17 protein-coding genes are annotated in these 17,726 nt (G+C 73.6%); 15 read left to right on the top strand and 2 right to left on the bottom strand.

Annotated elements, in window-relative coordinates:
• Positions 1-94 precede the first annotated feature (94 nt).
• From OSR43_RS02030 to OSR43_RS02090, 13 genes are all read left to right on the top strand, one after another.
• Positions 95-1,708: an ABC transporter substrate-binding protein gene (locus OSR43_RS02030; RefSeq protein WP_302269299.1), complete on the top strand. Its 1,614-nt coding sequence runs from the start codon at positions 95-97 to the stop codon at positions 1,706-1,708.
• 30 nt (positions 1,709-1,738) lie between these two features.
• The gene (locus OSR43_RS02035; protein ID WP_302269300.1) at positions 1,739-2,785 is read left to right on the top strand and encodes an ABC transporter permease; all 1,047 of its coding nucleotides are present in this window, start codon (positions 1,739-1,741) and stop codon (positions 2,783-2,785) included.
• Positions 2,782-3,714: an ABC transporter permease gene (locus OSR43_RS02040; RefSeq protein WP_302269302.1), complete on the top strand. Its 933-nt coding sequence runs from the start codon at positions 2,782-2,784 to the stop codon at positions 3,712-3,714. The genes OSR43_RS02035 and OSR43_RS02040 overlap by 4 nt, the downstream gene beginning before the upstream one ends.
• Positions 3,711-4,769, top strand: a complete 1,059-nt coding sequence (locus OSR43_RS02045) for an ABC transporter ATP-binding protein (protein ID WP_302269303.1) — start codon at positions 3,711-3,713, stop codon at positions 4,767-4,769. The genes OSR43_RS02040 and OSR43_RS02045 overlap by 4 nt, the downstream gene beginning before the upstream one ends.
• Positions 4,766-5,737 carry an ABC transporter ATP-binding protein gene (locus tag OSR43_RS02050; RefSeq protein WP_302269304.1) on the top strand — a complete coding sequence of 324 codons (972 nt, stop codon included), beginning with the start codon at positions 4,766-4,768 and terminating at the stop codon, positions 5,735-5,737. The genes OSR43_RS02045 and OSR43_RS02050 overlap by 4 nt, the downstream gene beginning before the upstream one ends.
• Positions 5,730-6,977, top strand: coding sequence for an amidohydrolase family protein (locus OSR43_RS02055; protein ID WP_302269305.1), 1,248 nt, complete (start codon positions 5,730-5,732; stop codon positions 6,975-6,977). The genes OSR43_RS02050 and OSR43_RS02055 overlap by 8 nt, the downstream gene beginning before the upstream one ends.
• Positions 6,974-8,680, top strand: coding sequence for a DUF885 domain-containing protein (locus OSR43_RS02060; RefSeq protein WP_302269306.1), 1,707 nt, complete (start codon positions 6,974-6,976; stop codon positions 8,678-8,680). Before OSR43_RS02055 ends, OSR43_RS02060 begins: the two co-directional genes overlap by 4 nt.
• Positions 8,673-9,062, top strand: coding sequence for a nuclear transport factor 2 family protein (locus tag OSR43_RS02065; RefSeq protein WP_302269307.1), 390 nt, complete (start codon positions 8,673-8,675; stop codon positions 9,060-9,062). Before OSR43_RS02060 ends, OSR43_RS02065 begins: the two co-directional genes overlap by 8 nt.
• 36 nt (positions 9,063-9,098) lie before the next feature.
• Positions 9,099-9,635, top strand: coding sequence for a helix-turn-helix domain-containing protein (locus OSR43_RS02070; protein WP_302269308.1), 537 nt, complete (start codon positions 9,099-9,101; stop codon positions 9,633-9,635).
• Positions 9,636-9,708: 73 nt separating this feature from the next.
• A complete protein-coding gene (locus tag OSR43_RS02075; RefSeq protein WP_302269310.1) occupies positions 9,709-10,635 on the top strand; it encodes a dihydrodipicolinate synthase family protein in 927 nt (308 codons plus the stop codon).
• A gap of 5 nt (positions 10,636-10,640) precedes the next feature.
• Positions 10,641-11,852 (top strand): FAD-binding oxidoreductase, encoded by a 1,212-nt coding sequence (locus tag OSR43_RS02080; protein ID WP_302269312.1) that lies wholly within the window; start codon positions 10,641-10,643, stop codon positions 11,850-11,852.
• Positions 11,842-12,120, top strand: coding sequence for a (2Fe-2S)-binding protein (locus tag OSR43_RS02085; protein ID WP_302269314.1), 279 nt, complete (start codon positions 11,842-11,844; stop codon positions 12,118-12,120). The genes OSR43_RS02080 and OSR43_RS02085 overlap by 11 nt, the downstream gene beginning before the upstream one ends.
• A complete protein-coding gene (locus OSR43_RS02090; protein WP_302269316.1) occupies positions 12,108-13,601 on the top strand; it encodes an FAD-dependent oxidoreductase in 1,494 nt (497 codons plus the stop codon). Before OSR43_RS02085 ends, OSR43_RS02090 begins: the two co-directional genes overlap by 13 nt.
• Before the next feature lie 188 nt (positions 13,602-13,789).
• Here OSR43_RS02090 and OSR43_RS02095 read toward each other — a convergent pair whose 3' ends face one another.
• Positions 13,790-14,713 carry a ferritin-like domain-containing protein gene (locus OSR43_RS02095; protein ID WP_302269317.1) on the bottom strand — a complete coding sequence of 308 codons (924 nt, stop codon included), beginning with the start codon at positions 14,711-14,713 and terminating at the stop codon, positions 13,790-13,792.
• Between the two features lie 394 nt (positions 14,714-15,107).
• Here OSR43_RS02095 and OSR43_RS02100 point away from each other — a divergent pair, with 394 nt between their 5' ends.
• Complete coding sequence (locus OSR43_RS02100; RefSeq protein WP_302269318.1) at positions 15,108-16,349, top strand: Nramp family divalent metal transporter; 1,242 nt, start codon at positions 15,108-15,110, stop codon at positions 16,347-16,349.
• Between the two features lie 30 nt (positions 16,350-16,379).
• On the opposite strand, the gene OSR43_RS02105 is transcribed toward OSR43_RS02100, so the two are convergent.
• Positions 16,380-17,195, bottom strand: a complete 816-nt coding sequence (locus tag OSR43_RS02105) for an NAD(P)H-binding protein (RefSeq protein ID WP_302269319.1) — start codon at positions 17,193-17,195, stop codon at positions 16,380-16,382.
• 86 nt (positions 17,196-17,281) lie between these two features.
• Here OSR43_RS02105 and OSR43_RS02110 point away from each other — a divergent pair, with 86 nt between their 5' ends.
• Positions 17,282-17,704, top strand: a complete 423-nt coding sequence (locus OSR43_RS02110; protein WP_302269320.1) for a helix-turn-helix domain-containing protein — start codon at positions 17,282-17,284, stop codon at positions 17,702-17,704.
• Positions 17,705-17,726: the final 22 nt, after the last annotated feature.

The following is a 17,726-nucleotide window of genomic DNA, read 5'->3' on the forward strand; positions in this document are numbered from 1 at the left end:
CGGTGGGACCGGTGTGCTTTATTCACGCTGAACGCGGTTCACTGTGACTAAACAGTCCTTCGCAGTGGGGCCGTCCTCCTCCGAAGGGATCGATATGTCTCGTCACCTCAGCGTGGGCCGCGGTGCTCGCATCGCCGTCGCCGCGGTCGTGTCCGCCGCCCTGACCGCCGGCTGCTCGGCCGGCGGCAGCGACGGCTCGTCGGGCGGCGGTGGCGGGAGCGACACGCTCACCGTCAACACCTCGTTCGTCATCAAGAACATCGACCCGGCGATGGAGTACGAGGCGACCGGCGCGCTGACCGTGAACGCGCTCTACGACACGCTGGTGACCTTCGAGGGCTCCGACGTCGGCGAGCCGGTGGGCGAGCTGGCCGAGTCGTTCGAGGCCTCGGACGACGCCACGACGTTCACCTTCAAGCTGCACGAGGACGCGACGTTCTCCGACGGCACCCCGGTCACCGCCGAGGACGTCGTCTTCAGCCTCAACCGCCTCAAGAACCTCAAGGGCAGCCCGTCGGTCATCGTCGCCGGGATGAGCTTCGAGGCCACCGACGAGTCGACCGTCGTGGTGACCAGCGACGAGCCGAACCCCAACGTGCCGACCATCCTGGCCATGCCGTCGACCGGCATCGTGAACTCGAAGGTCGCCAAGGAGAACGGCGCGACCGACGCCGAGGACGCCGCCAAGACCGACTCGGCCACCCAGTACCTCGACCAGAACCCGGCCGGCAGCGGCCCCTACGTCCTGGAGAGCTTCGACCCCTCCTCGCAGGTCGTGCTCAAGGCGAACCCGGAGTACTGGGGCGAGGCGCCCGAGTTCTCCCGCGTCGTCATCAGCAACATGGACGTGCAGAACCAGAAGCTGACCGTCTCGAAGGCGACGTCGGCCACCGTCGCGCTCGACCTGTCCGGCTCCTCCCTCGAGGGCCTGCCCGAGTCGCTGCAGCAGTCCGGTGCGCAGGACACCTACTACTTCCTGACCCTGCACCAGGACCCGGCCGTCGACGAGGTCACCTCGAACCTCGACTTCGTGCGGGCGCTGCGGGCCTCGATCGACTACGCGGGCGTGGCGAAGCTGTTCGGCGAGAACGCCCAGCCCGCCGCCGGTGTCGTGCCGCCGGCGTTCCCCGGCGCGCTGGAGGAGGCCGACGCGCAGGTGCAGGACCTCGACGCCGCCGCGGACTTCCTCGACGACGCGGGCCTCGACCAGCCCAAGGTCTCGCTGATGTACCCCTCGATCACCTACCGCGGCGTGGACCTCGGCACCATCGCCGCCAAGATCCAGGGCGACGCGAAGAAGGCCGGCATCGAGATCGAGCTCAACCCGCAGCCGATCGCCGCGTTCCTCGACGCCCAGAGCGGCGGCAAGGTCGCCATGCGCTTCAGCCCGCAGAGCCTGAACTACCCCGTCGCCGCGTCGCTGGTGAACAACCTCGCGCCCGGGCAGTCGACCGCCGCCACCACCGGCTGGACCCCGGAGCGGGCCACCCCCGAGGCCATCGCCGCGGGCGAGGACGTGCTCGGCACGCTCGACCCCGAGGCCCAGGTGACGGCCCTGCAGGAGTGGCAGCGCGTCCTCAACGAGGACTCGCCGTACATCCCGCTGGCCTACAACGCCGGCACCGTCGTCGCGACCCCCGACCTGACCGGCGCGGAGTACTCGCCCGCCGGCTGGCAGCTCGACGTCGCCGCGGTCGGCAAGAAGTAGTCCGCGGGCGATGCACGAGACGGAGCACCCATGAGCACGCGACCCGTGGCGGCGCGCTGGCGACAGCTCGCCGGCCTGGTGGCCAGGCGCCTCGGCGTCACGCTGGTCCTGCTGGTCGGGGTCACCATCGTGACCTTCTCCCTGGTCCAGCTGGTCCCGGGCGACGCGGCCTCGGCGAACCTGTCCGAGGCCGCGCAGGCCGACCCCGAGGTGGTCGCGGCGTACCGCGACAAGTGGGGCCTCGACGACTCCATCGTCGAGCGCTACCTGACCTACATGGGCAACCTGCTCCACGGTGACCTGAGCGTCTCCCAGGTCGACGGCCGCTCGGTCGCGACGTCGCTGGGCGACTACGTGCCGGCGACCCTCGAGCTGGCGATCCCCGCGATGCTCATCGCGGTCGTCCTCGGGGTCAGCATCGGGATGCTCGGTGCGGTCAAGCGCGGTCGCGTGACCGACCAGGTGATCCGCTTCGGCGCCCTGGTCGGGCTCTCCACGCCGTCGTTCTGGCTCGCGATCGTGGTGCTCTACGTGTTCTTCTTCGTGCTCGGCATCGCCCCCAACGGCGGGCGGCTCAGCCCGCAGTTCGCCCCACCGCCCGAGGTCACCGGGATGTACACCGTCGACGCCGCCCTCGCCGGGCAGTGGACGGTGTGGTGGGACGCCGTGCAGCACCTGATGCTGCCGGTCCTCGTGCTGAGCTGCCTGACCGTCGCGATGCTGATCCGCTTCGTGCGCTCCTCGATGCTCGAGGTGATGCAGCAGGACTACGTCGCCGCCGCGACGGCGAAGGGCCTGCCGCGTCGTACCGTCCTCGGGCGGCACGTGCTCCGTGCCGGCCTCGCGCCGGTGCTGACCGTCAGCGGCCTGGCCTTCGCCTCGATGCTCTCGGGGACCGTGCTGATCGAGCAGGTCTTCAGCTGGCCCGGGCTGGGGCAGTACGCCTACCGCAGCGCCAGCAGCCTGGACCTGCCCTCGATCATGGGCGTCTGCCTGCTCGTCGCGCTGATCTACATGCTCATGAACCTCGTCGTGGACTTCCTCTACGGCGTCATCGACCCGAGGATCCGCGGATGAGCGGCCGGACCGCCGACGAGGTGGCACCCGCCCCCGTCGAGACGCTGGGTCTGCAGGACCCCGCCGTGCAGAAGTCGCTGGCCCGCCGCGGCTGGCTCTTCGCCGGCTCCCGCAAGGCGCTGCGCGACCCGCTCGCGCTGCTGGCGCTCGTGCTGCTCGTCGGGTGGGTCCTGGTCGCGCTCCTCGCGCCCTGGATCGCGCCGCACGACCCGCTCGAGCAGTCCGGCGAGCTGTACGCCGGCCCCTCCGGCGCGCACCCGTTCGGCACCGACGAGCTCGGCCGCGACGTCCTCTCCCGGGTCATCCACGGCACCCGGCTCTCGCTGCCGCTCTCGGCCACGATCGTCGCCCTGGCGCTCGCGATCGGCGGCGTCCTCGGCCTGGTCGCCGGCTACTTCGGCGGCTGGATCGACGAGGTGCTGATGCGCCTGACCGACCTGGTCTTCGCCTTCCCCCAGATCATCCTGGCGATGGCGGTCACCGCCGCCTTCGGCCCCAGCAGCCGCAACGCGGTGCTGGCCCTGGTGATCGTCTCCTGGCCGGTCTACGCCCGGGTGGTGCGCTCGGCGGTGCTCAGCATCCGCGGCCAGGACTTCCTGAGCTCCTCGCGCCTGCTCGGCGTCGGGTCGTTCCGCGCGCTGCGCAAGGACGTGCTGCCCAACAGCGTCGGCCCCGCGGTGGTGCTGGCCAGCCTCGAGCTCGGCAACGCCACCCTGATGCTCGCCGCGCTGTCCTACCTCGGCCTCGGTCCGCGGCCGCCGGCGCCCGAGTGGGGCGCGATGATCGCGCTCGGCTCCAACGACCTCGCGTCGTGGTGGGTGAGCGTCTTCCCGGGGCTGGCCATCCTCACGGTGGTGCTCGCCTTCAACGTCCTCGGCGACGCCCTGCGCGACCGCCTCGACCCGCAGTCGTGGAGGCGTGCGCGATGACCGACCTGGTGAACCTCGACGGGCTGACCGTCTCGCTGCCCACCGAGCAGGGCCGGGTGACGGTCATCCACGACGCCACGATGCGAGTCGGGCCGGGCGAGATCGTCGGCCTGGCCGGCGAGAGCGGCTCGGGCAAGAGCCTGACCGCCCGCGCCCTGCTCGGCCTGCTGCCCGAGGGCGCGCAGGTCGGCGGCTCGATCCGGTACGACGGGCAGGAGCTCGTCGGCCTCGACGAGGCCACGATGCGCGGGATCCGCGGTGGCGAGATCGCGATGGTCTTCCAGGACTCGACCGCCGCGCTGCACCCGATGCTGACCGTGGGCCGCCAGCTCACCGAGCACATGCGCGTCCACCGCGACCTGTCCCGCAAGGCCGCCCGCACCGAGGCCTGCGACCTGCTGGACCGGGTGCGGATCCCCGACCCGCGGGCCGCGCTGCGCGCCTACCCCCACCAGTTCTCCGGCGGCATGCGGCAGCGGATCGCGATCGCCAGCGCGCTGGCCGGGTCCCCGCGGCTGCTCATCGCCGACGAGCCCACCACGGCGCTCGACGTCACCGTCCAGGCCGGGATCCTCGCGCTGCTCGAGCAGCTGCGGGCGGAGTCGGGTCTGTCGGTCGTCTTCATCACCCACGACCTCAGCGTGCTCTCCGCGATCAGCACCCGGTCCTACGTCTTCTACGGCGGCCGGGTGATGGAGTCCGGCCCGACCGGCGAGGTGCTGACCCAGCCGCTGCACCCCTACACCAAGGCGCTGCTCGACTCGCGCCCCCACGGGATCAGCGCGCGGACGACCCTGCGCGCCATCCCCGGTGAGCCCGTCGTCCCCGGCCAGGCCCCTCCGGGCTGCCCGTTCGAGCCGCGCTGCTCGTTCTCGGTCGACGCCTGCCGCGAGATGGTGCCCGCGCTCGTGCCCACGGTGCCCGGCCGGTCGCTCGCCTGCGACGTGGTCTCCGGCCGGACCGCGCGGGCCACGATCGCCGCGAGCAGCACCGGCAGCACCAGCACCAGCACCGACGGGACCGGCACGACCAGCGAGAGGACGGTGGCGCCGTGAGCCTGCTCGACATCGAGGACCTCGAGGTCCGCTACCGCACCCGCGGCCGTGGCACCGTCCACGCCGTCGACGGCGTCAGCCTGCAGGTGCAGCCCGGCGAGGTCGTCGGCCTGGTCGGTGAGTCAGGCTGCGGCAAGTCCTCCCTGGCCCGCACCGTGGTCGGGCTCGGCAAGCCCGCGGGCGGCAGCGTGCGCTTCGACGGCCGGCCGGTGCGCCCGGTCGGCTGGCGGCGACGCTCGGACGCCGAGACCCGGCTGCAGATGGTCTTCCAGAACCCCTACGCCTCGCTCAACCCGCGTCGTACCGTCGGCGACCAGATGCTGGACGGCGTCGCGGCCTCCGTCACCGGGTCCGCCCGCAAGGACCGCGCCGTCGAGCTGCTCGAGCGGGTCGGCATGTCGGCAGCGGCGATGACGCGCTACGCCCACCAGTTCTCCGGCGGCCAGCGCCAGCGGCTCGCCATCGCCCGCGCGCTGGCACCGGAGCCGTCGCTGATCGTCGCCGACGAGCCGGTCACCGCGCTGGACGCCTCCGCGCAGGCGCAGGTGATCAACCTGCTGATGTCGCTGGTCCGTGACCTCGACATGGCGATGCTGTTCATCTCCCACGACCTGACGCTGGTCCACCAGGTCGCGGACCGGACCGCCGTGATGTACCTCGGCAAGGTCGTGGAGACCGGCCCGACGGAGACGCTGATGCGCGCGCCGAGCCACCCCTACTCCCAGGCGCTGCTCGCCGCGGTCCCGCAGGTCTCCGCGACCCGGGTGATGCCGACGGTGCTCGCCGGCGAGGTGCCGGACGCCGGTGCGATCACGAGCGGCTGCCGGTTCGCGCCGCGCTGCCGCCACGCGATCGACATCTGCAGTGCCGAGCCGCCGCTGGTGCGGGTGGGCGGCACCGAGGCGGCCTGCTGGCGGGCCGAGGAGCTCGACATGTCGATCACAGGAGAGGTGGAGAGCAATGCGTAGCCCCCAGGCGGTCGTCCTCACGGGAGGTCGCGTGTACGACGGCGACCGGACCCGTCCGGACACCGCGGTCTGGATCGACGCGGCCGGCACGATCGCCGGCGTCGGCGGCACCGAGGAGGTGCTGGCCGCCGCCCGCGCCGCGGACCCGTCGGTCGGCGTCGTCGACCTCGACGGTGCCGTGGTGGCGCCCGGCCTGGTCAACATGCACGTCCACCTCGGCCTGGGCCTCCCCGGCCCGCTGGAGGACGCCGTCTCCTCCGCGGACCCCGCCGAGCTGGTGCTGCTGATGGCCGACTCCGCCCGCCGCACCCTCCACGCCGGCGTCACCACCGTCCGGCTGGTCGGGGAGACCCGGTACGCCGACTTCGCGCTGCGCAAGGCGATCGACCTCGGCGCCGTCGACGGGCCGCACATCTACACCGCCGGCCACGCGCTGTGCTGCACCGGCGGCCACGGCCACGGTGCCGACGGCCTCGAGGCCGACGGCGCCGACGGGTTCCGCCGGGCCACCCGCGAGCAGATCCGGGCCGGCGCGGACCTGATCAAGGTCTGCGTCTCCGGCGGCATCGCCGGGGAGCACGAGCAGATCCACACCCCGCAGCTGACCGACGAGGAGATGGAGGCGGTCATCTCGACCGCCCACGACTGGGGTCGCAAGGTCACCGCGCACGCCGGTCCCAGCGACACCATCGCCCGGGCCGTGCGGCTCGGCCTGGACTGCGTCGAGCACGGCTACCAGATGACCCGCGAGCTCACCGACCTGATGGCGGCCCACGGCGTCTGGTACGTCCCCACCATCACCGTCAGCCGGTGCAAGGAGTTCTTCGAGGCCAACCGGGTCCCGCAGTGGATGATGGACCGGGCGCTCGCCGCCGGCCCCGCGCACTGGCGGAGCCTGCAGAACGCGATCGCCTCGGGCGTCACCATCGCCATGGGCAGCGACATGCCGCCGTTCGCGCCGTTCGACGGCACCACGGCCACGGTCCGCGAGATGGAGTTCATGGCCGAGGCGGGGATGACGCCGCTCGAGGTGATGCGCTCGGCGACCGAGCGGCCCGCGGAGTGGCTCGGGTCCGAGCTCTTCGGCCGGGTCGAGGTCGGCCGCCGCGCCGACCTGGTGGTCATGGCCGAAGACCCGGTCGCCGACATCTCCGCGCTGCGCGGCATCGACGCCGTGCTCAAGGGCGGCGTCCTGCACCGCGACGACCTCTCCCGGTTCGCCGGCGTGGTGGTCCGGTGATCCCCGCCGGCCCCGACGCGGTGCGCGCCGTCGCCGACCGCTACCTCGAGGACAAGGCGGCGCTCGACCCGGAGACCGCGGCGGTCCTCGGCCACGAGGGCGCCGCGCCCGTCCCGGACCTCTCGCCGGAGGCCTTCGCCGCCCGGGCCGACCTGGACCGCCGCACGGTCGCGGCGCTGCGCGACGCGGTGGCCACGACGGAGCAGGTGCCGGCGGGCGACCGGCGCCTCGCCACGACCATGGTCGAGCGGCTGGGCAGCGACGTGGACTTGTACGACGCCGGGTTCACCACCACCCTGCTCGCGCCGCTGGCCACCCCGGTGCACGCGATGCGCCAGGTCTTCGACGACCTCCCGACCGGCTCGGACGAGGACTGGGCCCGCATCGCGGACACGCTCGACTCGGTGCCGGCCGGCCTGGCGGCGTACACCCGCACGCTCGAGCAGGCCCGCGCCGAGGGCCGGCGGTTCGCCCCGCGCCAGGCGCTCGGGCTGGCCCGGCAGTGCCGCTCCTGGGTCGACCCCCGGGGCACCGACTTCTACGGGTCGCTCGTCGCCCGCCACGACGGCGCGCTGGCCGGCCGGCTCGGGGCGGCGGCGCAGGCGGCCGCCGCGGCCACCGCGGCGTTCGCCGACTACCTCACCACCGACCTGGCGCCGACCGCGACCGCCCCGGACGGGGTCGGCCGCGAGGTCTACGAGGTCACCAGCCGCGCCTTCCTCGGCGCCACGGTGGACCTCGACGAGTTGCACGCCTACGGCTGGGAGGAGCTGCGCCGGCTCGACGCCGAGAGCCGCAGCCTCGCCCGCTCGATCACCGGCGAGGCAGACCTGGACCGCGCGCTGGCGGTGCTCGACGGCGACCCGTCGGGCCAGGTCGAGGCCGGCGAGCCGCTCGTGCGGTGGCTCCAGGACCGCATCGACCGGGTGGCCGCGCACCTCGACGGCACCCACTTCGACGTCCCCGCCCACACCGCGCCGGTCGAGGCCCGCATGGTCACCGCGGGGTCGGGCGTCATGTACTACGCGCCGCCGGACCACGCGCTGACCCGGCCCGGCCGGGTCTGGTGGTCGGTGCCGGCCGGCACCGCCGCGCTGCCCACCTGGCGCGAGGTCAGCACCGTGCACCACGAGGGCCTGCCCGGGCACCACCTGCAGTACGCCGTGACCCTCGGGCTCGACGACCTGCACCCCTGGCAGCGCCACCTGTGCCACGTCCACGGGTACGCCGAGGGCTGGGCCCACTACGCCGAGCAGGTCTCGGTGGAGCTCGGGCTGCTCGACGACCCGCGCGAGCGGCTCGGCATGCTCTACGCCCAGATGTGGCGCGCCGCGCGCATCGTCGTCGACATGGGCCTGCACCTCTCGTTGCCGGTCCCGCGCGGGAACGGCTTCACCGAGGAGTCCACCTGGACCCCCGAGCTCGCCGTGGACTTCCTCCACCGGGTAGCGGGGGTGGACCCCCAGACAGCACAGTTCGAGGTGGACCGGTACCTCGGCTGGCCCGGCCAGGCGCTGGCCTTCAAGGCGGGCGCCCGGCTGTGGCAGCAGGCCCGGGCCGACCAGGAGCAGCGCCAGGGGGCCGACTTCGTCCTCAAGCGGTTCCACCGGCAGGCGCTCGAGCTGGGACCGATGGGGCTGGGGCCGCTGCAGGAGCTGCTGCTGGCCGAGGACACGGGCACGAACGGAGACGCACATGAGTGAGAACGGCCAGGACGCGCTGCGGTCCTTCATCAAGGACCTCTACGCCTCCTACGGCGACCCCGAGCGCTTCGACGCCCACCTCGACCCCGGCATCACGATCTGGGAGTCCGACCAGACCGACATGCTGGTCGGAGTGGAGGCGCTCGACGGGCTGCGGGGCGGCCGGAACGGCGAGACGCCGGCGCCGCCGACGGTGCGTCCGGTGCCGCGCGGCTTCGTCGTCGACGTGTACGGCGACACCGGCGTGGTCCGCTACGACCTCGGCGTCGAGCAGCTGACCGGGGAGCCGACCGGCGACCTGTTCCGGGTGACCGACGTGCTGCGCAGCAGCGATGGGCACTGGCGGATCGTGCACCACCACGCGGAGCAGGTCGCTCCGTGACGACCACGACCACCGGTCACCGGGGAGGTGAGCGACGTGCTGGGTGACCGTCTGCGCGAGCTGCGGCAGAAGCGGGGCCTGACCCTCAAGGGCCTGGCCGCCCAGGCCGAGGTCTCGGTCGGGCTGCTGAGCCAGATCGAGAACGGCACGACCGACCCGAGCCTCGCGACCCTGCGCAAGCTCTCGGCCGTCTTCGACGCCGAGATCGCCTCGCTGTTCACCGAGCCGAACGCGCCCCTGGTCTACGTCAGCCGACCCGGGCAGCGCACCACCATCTCGGCACCGCAGGGCCGGATCACCTACGAGCGGCTCACGCCGGGCCGTGGCGAGCTCGAGGTGCTGCGCGCCGACCTCGCGCCCGGCGACACCAGCTCCGCCGAGCCGCGCGGGCACGCCTCGACCGAGTGCGTGCTGGTGCTCGGCGGGACGGTCCGCATCGAGGTGGGCGAGGCGACGTACGACCTCGTGGCCGGCGAGGCCGTCACCTTCGACTCCCGCCTGCCGCACCGGTTCAGCAACGTCAGCGACGAGCCGGCCAGCATCACCGTCTCGGTCACGCCGCCCGTGCCGTGACCGGCGCCCCGCCCCGCACGCCCCGCCCCCACACGCACGTCCCACACGGGACCCGTCCGTCCCGGAGGACACCATGGACCGCAGCTCGGTGAGCTGGCGCGGGTACATCCCCGCGATCACCACGCCCTTCGACAGCAGCGGCGCGCTCGACCTGCCCGCGCTCCACCAGCAGATCGACTGGTACCGGGCCGAGGGCCTGCACGGCATCGTCGTCGCCGGCACGAGCGGCGAGTGGTTCAGCCTGTCCACCGAGGAGCGGGCCGACCTCTTCGCGGCCGCCGCGCGCCACCGCGCCGAGGACTTCGTGGTCATCGGTGCGTGCAACGCCTTCACCGCCGCGGAGGCGGTCGTCCACGCCCGGGCGGCCGAGCGGGTCGGGCTCGACGGCATCCTGCTCACCCCGCCGCCGTACGTCGTGCCGAACCCCCGCGAGGTCGTGCAGTTCTACAGCGACGTCTCGGACGCCACCGACATCGCGATGTGCGTCTACAACTGGCCGCGCGGCTGCGTCGTCGACATGGGGCCCGACCTGCTCGGCGAGCTGGCCGACATCGAGAACGTCGTCGCGATCAAGAACTCCACCGGCGACTTCGCCTCCTTCCTCGCCGGGATGTACGCCCTCGAGGGCCGGGTGCGCTACTTCGGCCTCCCGACCAGCCCGCTCGGCGCCGACCTGGCGCTGCTCGGCCACGGCGACGGCCTGATGGGCTCCGGCGGCGTGCTCGGCAGCGACCACCCCGGCTTCTGGGACGCCGTCGACGCGGGCGACCGGGACCGCGCCGTCGAGCTGGGCGCCCGCGACCGGGTCGTCATGCAGGCGTGGTTCACCCCCGACTACGGAGTGCGGTTCGGCAACCAGCAGGCGATCATGAAGACCGCCCTGCGGCTGCGCGGCGTCCCGGCCGGGCACGTCCGCCGCCCGCTGCTCGAGCTCTCCGCCGACGAGGTGGACCTGATCGCCTCGACGCTGGCCTCGCTGGACATCGAGACGGTCCGCTGAGCCCGGTGGACAGGGTCGACGTCCTCGTCGTCGGCGGGGGGTTCCTCGGCTGCGCGACGGCATGGATGCTCGCCCGCGAGGGAGCCGACGTCCTGCTCGTCGAGCGCGACCAGGTCAACCAGCACGCTTCCGGGCAGAACGCCGGCAGCCTGCACTTCCAGCTCGAGTACCGGATGATCGAGCGCGGCATCGAGGCGGCCAAGCTGGCCGCCGAGGCGATGCCGCTGCACCTCGAGGCGGCGCAGTGGTGGGAGCGGCTCACCGAGGAGGTCGGCGAGCCGCTCGGGGTGTCCCAGACCGGCGGCCTGATGCTCGCCCACACCGCCGAGCAGGAGCGTCTCCTGCACGCCAAGGCGGAGGTGGAGCGGGCCTGGGGCCTCGACGTGCGCGTCCTGGACCGCGAGGCGGTCCTCGCGGAGGCGCCGTACCTCTCCCCGACGGTGCGCGCCGCCAGCCACTGCCCGATCGAGGGCAAGGCCGACACCCGGCTCGCGGCACCCGCGCTCGCGCGCGCCGCCGCGCGGCTCGGCGCAGACGTGCAGGGCCGGTGCGAGGTGGTGCGCCTGGCGCGTGCGGGCGGCGGGTGGACCGCGACCCTGCGGTCCCGCGGCGCTGGCCCGGCCGGCCCCGCGGGCACCGAGCGGACCGTCCAGGCCGACGCCGTCGTGCTGGCGGCCGGCGTCTGGACGACCGAGCTCGGGGCCATGATCGGCTCCGAGCTCCCCACCATCCCGCTCGCGCTGACGATGAGCGTCACGGTGCGCCGGCCGCCGCTGATCTCCCACCTGGTCCAGCACGCCGGCACCCGGCTGTCGCTGAAGCAGGCCGGGGACGGGAACGTGCTCATCGGTGGCGGGTGGCCCGCCCGCCTGGGCCGGGGCCCGCTCGGGGAGGCCGACCTCGCGCGCTCCCCGGAGATCGTCGCCGGCTCGGTCGCCGGCAACGCCCGGGCGGCGGTCGCTGCCGTCCCGGAGCTCGCGCACGTCCCCGTGCTGCGCACCTGGGTGGGGACCACGACCGTGACCCCCGACCAGCTGCCGCTGGTGGGTGCGGTGCCGGACGCCCCCGGTGCCTTCGTGGCCACCGGCGGCTCCGCCTTCACCCTCGGGCCGAGCTTCGCCCAGGTCCTCACCGACCTGGTGCAGGGCCGGCCGGCCGGCACCGACCTGACGCCGTACGACCCCCGCCGCTACCGAGGAGGAGCCCGTGTCGGCTGAACGAGTCCCGACCTCGCGCGGCGAGCAGGTGGTCCTGACCTACGAGGGCCGCCCGATCGCCTGCCACGCCGGGGAGACCCTCGCCGCCGCCCTGCTGGTCGCCGGCGACGTCGTCTTCAGCACCATGCCCGACGGCAGCCCGCGGGCGCCGTTCTGCAACATGGGCACCTGCTTCGACTGCGCGCTCGTCGTGGACGGGGTGCCGTTGACGCGGTCCTGCCTGACCGAGGTCCGCGACGGGATGGAGGTCCAGCGGTGGACCAGGTGACCCACGACGTCGTGGTGGTCGGCGCCGGCCCCGCCGGGATGTCTGCCGCCGTGGCCGCCGCCGACGCCGGTCTCCGTGTCGCCGTCGTCGACGAGCAGCGCCGTGCCGGCGGCCAGATCTTCCGGCAGCCGCCCGAGGAGTTCGCCGGCGTCGGGGTGCGCCCCGGCGCGGGCTACGGGTGGGCGCTCCCGCTGCTGCGCGACTTCGAGTCGCACCCCCTGGTCGACCACCGGCCCTCCAGCAGCGCGCTCGGCGTCCTGCGCGAGGTCGACGCCCCGCACGAGCGGGGCGCCGTGCTCACCGTGGCGGTCTCGACCCCCGCCGGCGGCGTGAACCTCCGCGCGCCGCGGCTGGTCCTGGCGACCGGCGCCTACGACCTGCCGGTCGCCTTCCCCGGCTGGACGCTGCCCGGCGTGATGACCGCCGGTGGCGTGCAGAGCCTGCTCAAGAGCCAGCACGTCCGGGTGGCGGGTCCGGTCGTCGTCGCCGGGTCGCACCCGCTGCTCATCGTCGTGGCCGAGCAGCTCCGCGCCGCGGGTGCCGACGTCGTCGAGGTCGCGTTCGCCCGCGGCCTGCCCACCCCGACCGAGTCGGTCCGCGCCCGGCGCGCGGTGCCCGGGCACGCCGCGGTGCTCGCCGAGACGGCCCGAGCGGTGGCCAACCTGGTGGCCCACGGCGTCCGGGTCAGCACCCGCACGGCCGTCGTCGCCGCGCACGGCCGCGACGGCGTCGAGAGCGTCGAGCTGGCCCGCATCGACTCCTCCTGGCGGCAGACCGGCCGGCGGCGCACCCGCGCCGCGGCGACGCTGGTCGTCGGCTACGGCTTCACCCCCTCGACCGAGCTGGCCCGGCAGGCCGGGTGCGAGGTCGAGTGGAGCTCGCCGCGGGGCGGATGGGTCGTGCGGCACGACGAGTCCTTCGCCGCCTCCCTCCCCGGGGTGTGGGTCGCGGGCGAGCCGACCGGTGTCGGCGGCGCCGAGCAGGCCCGCGCCGAGGGTCGGCTGGCAGGGCTCGCGCTCGCGCGCGACGCCGACCCCCACGCCGTCTCCGCGGACGACCTGGGGGCCGCCGAGGACGACGTACGCCGGGCCGGCCGGTTCGCGGGCGTCGTCCAGGAGCTCTTCGAGCCCGACCGCGCCGGGATGGCCTCGTGGGCCGACCACGACACCACGATCTGCCGGTGCGAGCTGGTCACCCGCGGCACGGTCGAGCAGGTCCTCGCCGACAACCCGTTCCTCTCCACCGCGAGCGCGGTGAAGCTGGAGTGCCGCGCCGGGATGGGTCCCTGCCAGGGCCGCTACTGCGAGGGCGCCGTCGGTGCGCTCGTGTCGCAGGCCCGGGACCAGGCCCCCGCCGACAGCGGACACTTCTCGGGACGCTTTCCCGTCAAGCCCACTCCGCTCGGCGTCCTGGCCGACCTGGTGCCGGAGGACACGGACATCCACCCGGGCGTCAGTACGGACACGGCCGGGACGGGGTAGTCACGGACGTCTCCGCCCCCCACGGGTCCCGTCAGGGTCGGAAACGTCCGTGACTGTCCCCGCGCCGGCGCCGTCAGTCGGGCGGCGGGGTCAGTGCTGGGCCGAGCCCCGCGGCGGGTGGACGAGCAGCCACATGGCACGGAGCAGCACCCAGGTCAGGGCCAGGGCGCCGACGACCTCCACGAGGCTCATGCGTTCGCCCCGCTGCGGTTGATCGAGCCGTTGACGCCGCTGGGGAAGAAGCCGCCCTTCTGCACCGACTTCGGGTTGAGGTAGACCACGTTGAGCACCTCGGGGGCGGAGCGGCTGAACGCCACGGCGTTGCGGTCGGCGGGCACCAGGTTGGCCATCATGCGGCCACCGATGTACTGGTCCCGGTTGCCCTTGCCGTCGAGGCTGTCGCGGGCGTTGGAGATCTTCGCCGCCTGGTCGAAGAGGCCCTTCTGGTAGAGCGTGGTGCGGACGATGCCGGCGTGGTACGCCTCCACCGCGAGGATCCCGGCCGCGGCCTCGAGGTAGGTCTTGTTGTCGATCAGCGGGGCGGCGCCCTTGTACGCCGTCACGCCGACGTCCTCGAAGATGAACGCCGCGAGGAGGAAGTTGTTCTCGTTGGCGTAGGGGTCGAAGGTCTGGTTCGCGCCGATCAGACCGGCCGCACGCGCGGCCGCGGTGAAGCTGTTCCTGATGTCGATGCTAGGGCGAGCGACCTTGGCGCCCCCGAGCGCCGTGCGCAGGAACTTGACGTGCGCCAGCTCGTCCATCGCGATCTCACGGGCGTACTTGCGGATCGCCGGCGTCGTGAACTCGACCTTGCGACCGCCCACGACACCGCCCCGCCGGCCCTTGCCGTTGGTCAGCTTGTCGCCGAGGCCCTCGCCGGTGACGGCCTGCAGGTAGAACTCCGCCTCGAGGTACTCCAGGTTCAGCGCGAAGTTGAGCACCGCCCCGTCGCTGATCGCGCCCTCGGCCGCGGACATCGTGCCGAGGACCCCGGCGCCGGCGCCGACGGCGCCGAGTCCCGCGACGCCCGCGGACTTGAGGAACAGGCGGCGGTCGGCCTCGTTCTCGGCCGAACGGCTGATCATGTCGCGCACCACTGCTTTGCCGAACATCGGTTCTCCCTTGATCGTCGATGCATGCGAGAAGGCATGCAGAAGAATGCAATGGCGCAGGCGTCGCCCTGGCGACGAGGCTCCATTGCAGGACCATTTCTCGCGCCGCCGGTCCGAATTCGCCAGAATTCTTTCCACGACGGTCGCGCCGGGGGTGCGGCTGGCAGCTCCTGGTTGAGGTCGCACCCATCGGTGCTGGTCAACGCCTATTTCTCAGCGCCGTTCCAGCACCCGAACGGGACTCACGCTAAGCACGTGCCAGGGGCTTTGTCACCGTCTCGGAGGGGAATTTGTCGCCCATTCGCCGAATTCTCTTCAATCCGATCCCGGCGTCGCTCCGAACCACAATCGACGATATTTGCCGACCGACGCACCCAGCGCGAAGGAGCAGCGCATGTTCCAGGAACGGTCGCTCCCGGGAGGCCGCCCGGGAGCCCTGGTGCGCCGGTCGCTGCCCCTGTTGGGGCCGGCGTTCGTCACCGCCATCGCGTACGTCGACCCGGGCAACTTCGCCACCAACCTGACGGCCGGCACGACGTACGGCTACCTGCTCGTGTGGGTGGTGGTCGTCGCGAACCTGATGGCGATGCTGGTGCAGTACCTCTCGGCGAAGGTCGGCATCGCGACCGGGGCCAGCCTGCCCGCGCTGTGCCGCGAGCACTTCCCCCGCCCGGTGAGCCGCGGCCTCTGGGTCCAGGGGGAGGTCGTCGCCATCGCGACCGACGTCGCCGAGGTGGTCGGGGGCGCGATCGCGCTGCAGCTCTTGTTCGGGCTCCCGCTGCTGGTGGGCGGCGTGATCACCGCGGTGGTCGCCTTCCTCCTCCTGCTCGTGCAGAACCGGGGGCACCGGCCCTTCGAGTACGCCATCACCGGGCTGCTGGCGGTCATCCTGGTCGGCTTCGTCTACGACCTGGCCCGCAGCGGGCTCGAGCCGCTGGCGCTCGTCGAGGGAACCGTCCCGCGGTTCGACGGGCCCGACAGCATCCTGCTGGCCGCGGGGATGCTCGGCGCGACGGTCATGCCGCACGCGATCTACCTCCACGGAGCGCTCACCAGCACGCGCTACGGCCGCCCGCACGAGCGCGAGCGCGCGGCGCTGCTGCGCAGCCAGCGCGTCGACGTGGTCCTCGCCATGGGGATCGCGGGGGTCATGAACCTCGCGCTGCTGGTGGTCGCGGCGTCGGCCCTGTCCGGGCCGGAGCCGCCGATCGACACCATCGAGGGGGCGCACGCGGAGCTCGGCGCCACCCTCGGGCCGGTCGCCGCGCTGCTGTTCGCGCTCGCGCTGCTGGCGTCCGGCTTCGCCTCCTCCAGCGTCGGCACCCTGGCCGGGCAGGTGGTGATGGAGGGGTTCCTGCGTGTGCGCATCCCCCTGACGCTGCGGCGGCTGGTCGCGCTCGTCCCGGCCGTGGCGGTGCTGGCGGCCGGGGTGGACCCGACCCGCGCGCTCGTGCTCTCTCAGGTCGTCCTGTCCTTCGGCATCCCCTTCGCGCTGGTCCCGCTCGTGCTGTTCACCGCCCGGCGCGACGTGATGGGCTCGCTGGTCAACCGGCGCACGACGACGGTGGCGGCAGTCGTGGTGGCGGCGGCCGTGATCGCCCTCAACGTGGCGCTGGTGGGGCTGACCGTGACCTAGAGCGGACGGACGCGCGGGCGGGCGGTCGGCTCAGGCGGCGGCGGGCCGCATCGACGCGGCGACGTCCGCGGCGACGGCGAGCGGGTCGGTGGCCGGCCGGCCGAGCAGCCGCACCAGGTCCGGGCCGCCGGCACCGAGGAAGCCGTGCCGGACGCTGGTGGCGATCGAGGCGAGCATCGGTGGCTGGAACGGCAGCAGGGTGTGGTCGGCCAGGAGCCGGGCGCGGTACTCCCCGAGCCCGGTGGTCGCGTGCTCGACCCCCAGCCGCGCGGCGACGTCGGCGGCCGTGATCGGCTCGCCGACGAGGTCGTACGTCGTCTCCGCGTGTGTGGCCGGGTCGGCGGCGACGACCGCGGCGGCCGCGGCCAGGTCGGCGCGGGCGACCGCGGCGAGGGCGCCGTCGCCGAACGCCGACTCCAGGCCGTCACCGGTCCAGGTCAGGAGCGCCCCGAACAGCTCGGCGTAGAGGCCGTTGCGCAGGATCGTCCAGCCCAGGCCGCTGGCCGTGACGAGCCGCTCGGTGGCCCGGTGGGCGGCGGCGAAGCCGAGGTGGTCGCCCGCACCGGTCAGGCTCGTGTAGACGACGTGGCCCACGCCGTCACGCACCGCCGCGTCGAGGACGGCGCCGTGCCGGGCGACGACCCGGTCGTCCTCGGCGTAGCCGGCCGAGACGAGGACGAGGGTCGAGACCCCGCCGAGGTCGAGGCTTCCGGGGTCGTCGAAGTCGAGCCGGCGCTGCCCGGCGGAGGGCGACCGCGTGCCGCCCAGGGCGGGCGCGCGGCGCACGCCGAGCTCGTGGAGGATGAGTGAGGCGAGCTGTCCGTTCGCACCGGTCACCATGATCATTGCGGGTCCGTCCTCTTCCGTGGTTCTCTTCGGTAACTACGGAGGAGTCTTGGGCCGGCCGGGTCGGCCCACAAGGAGGCAGTCCTGTGTCCGTGACGCACACCGGGGTAACCGCCGGCCCCGCCGAGCTCGAGCCGTGCGGGGCGAAGGACCACCCCGACTGCGGGATCCGCGACGTGCTGGACCGAGTCGGCGACAAGTGGTCGGTGCTGGTCGTCGTCGAGCTCGCGGGCGGCCCGCGCCGCTTCCGGGAGCTCCAGCGCGCGGTCGAGGGCATCTCGCAGCGGATGCTGACCCTCACGGTCCGGCGGCTGGAGCGCGACGGCCTCGTCCTGCGGACGGTCTACCCGACCGTGCCGGCGCAGGTCGACTACCGCTTGACCGCGACGGGTGCGAGCCTGACACACCTCGTCAAGGCGCTCGCGGACTGGTCGCTCGAGCACCGGGCCGAGATCGCCCGCTCGCGCGAGTCCTACGACCTCGACCACCCCGACAACGAGATCCGCTGACGCTGCCGGGGCGGCCGCTGCC

Source organism: Nocardioides sp. Arc9.136 (genome assembly GCF_030506255.1).
Lineage (GTDB): Bacteria > Actinomycetota > Actinomycetes > Propionibacteriales > Nocardioidaceae > Nocardioides.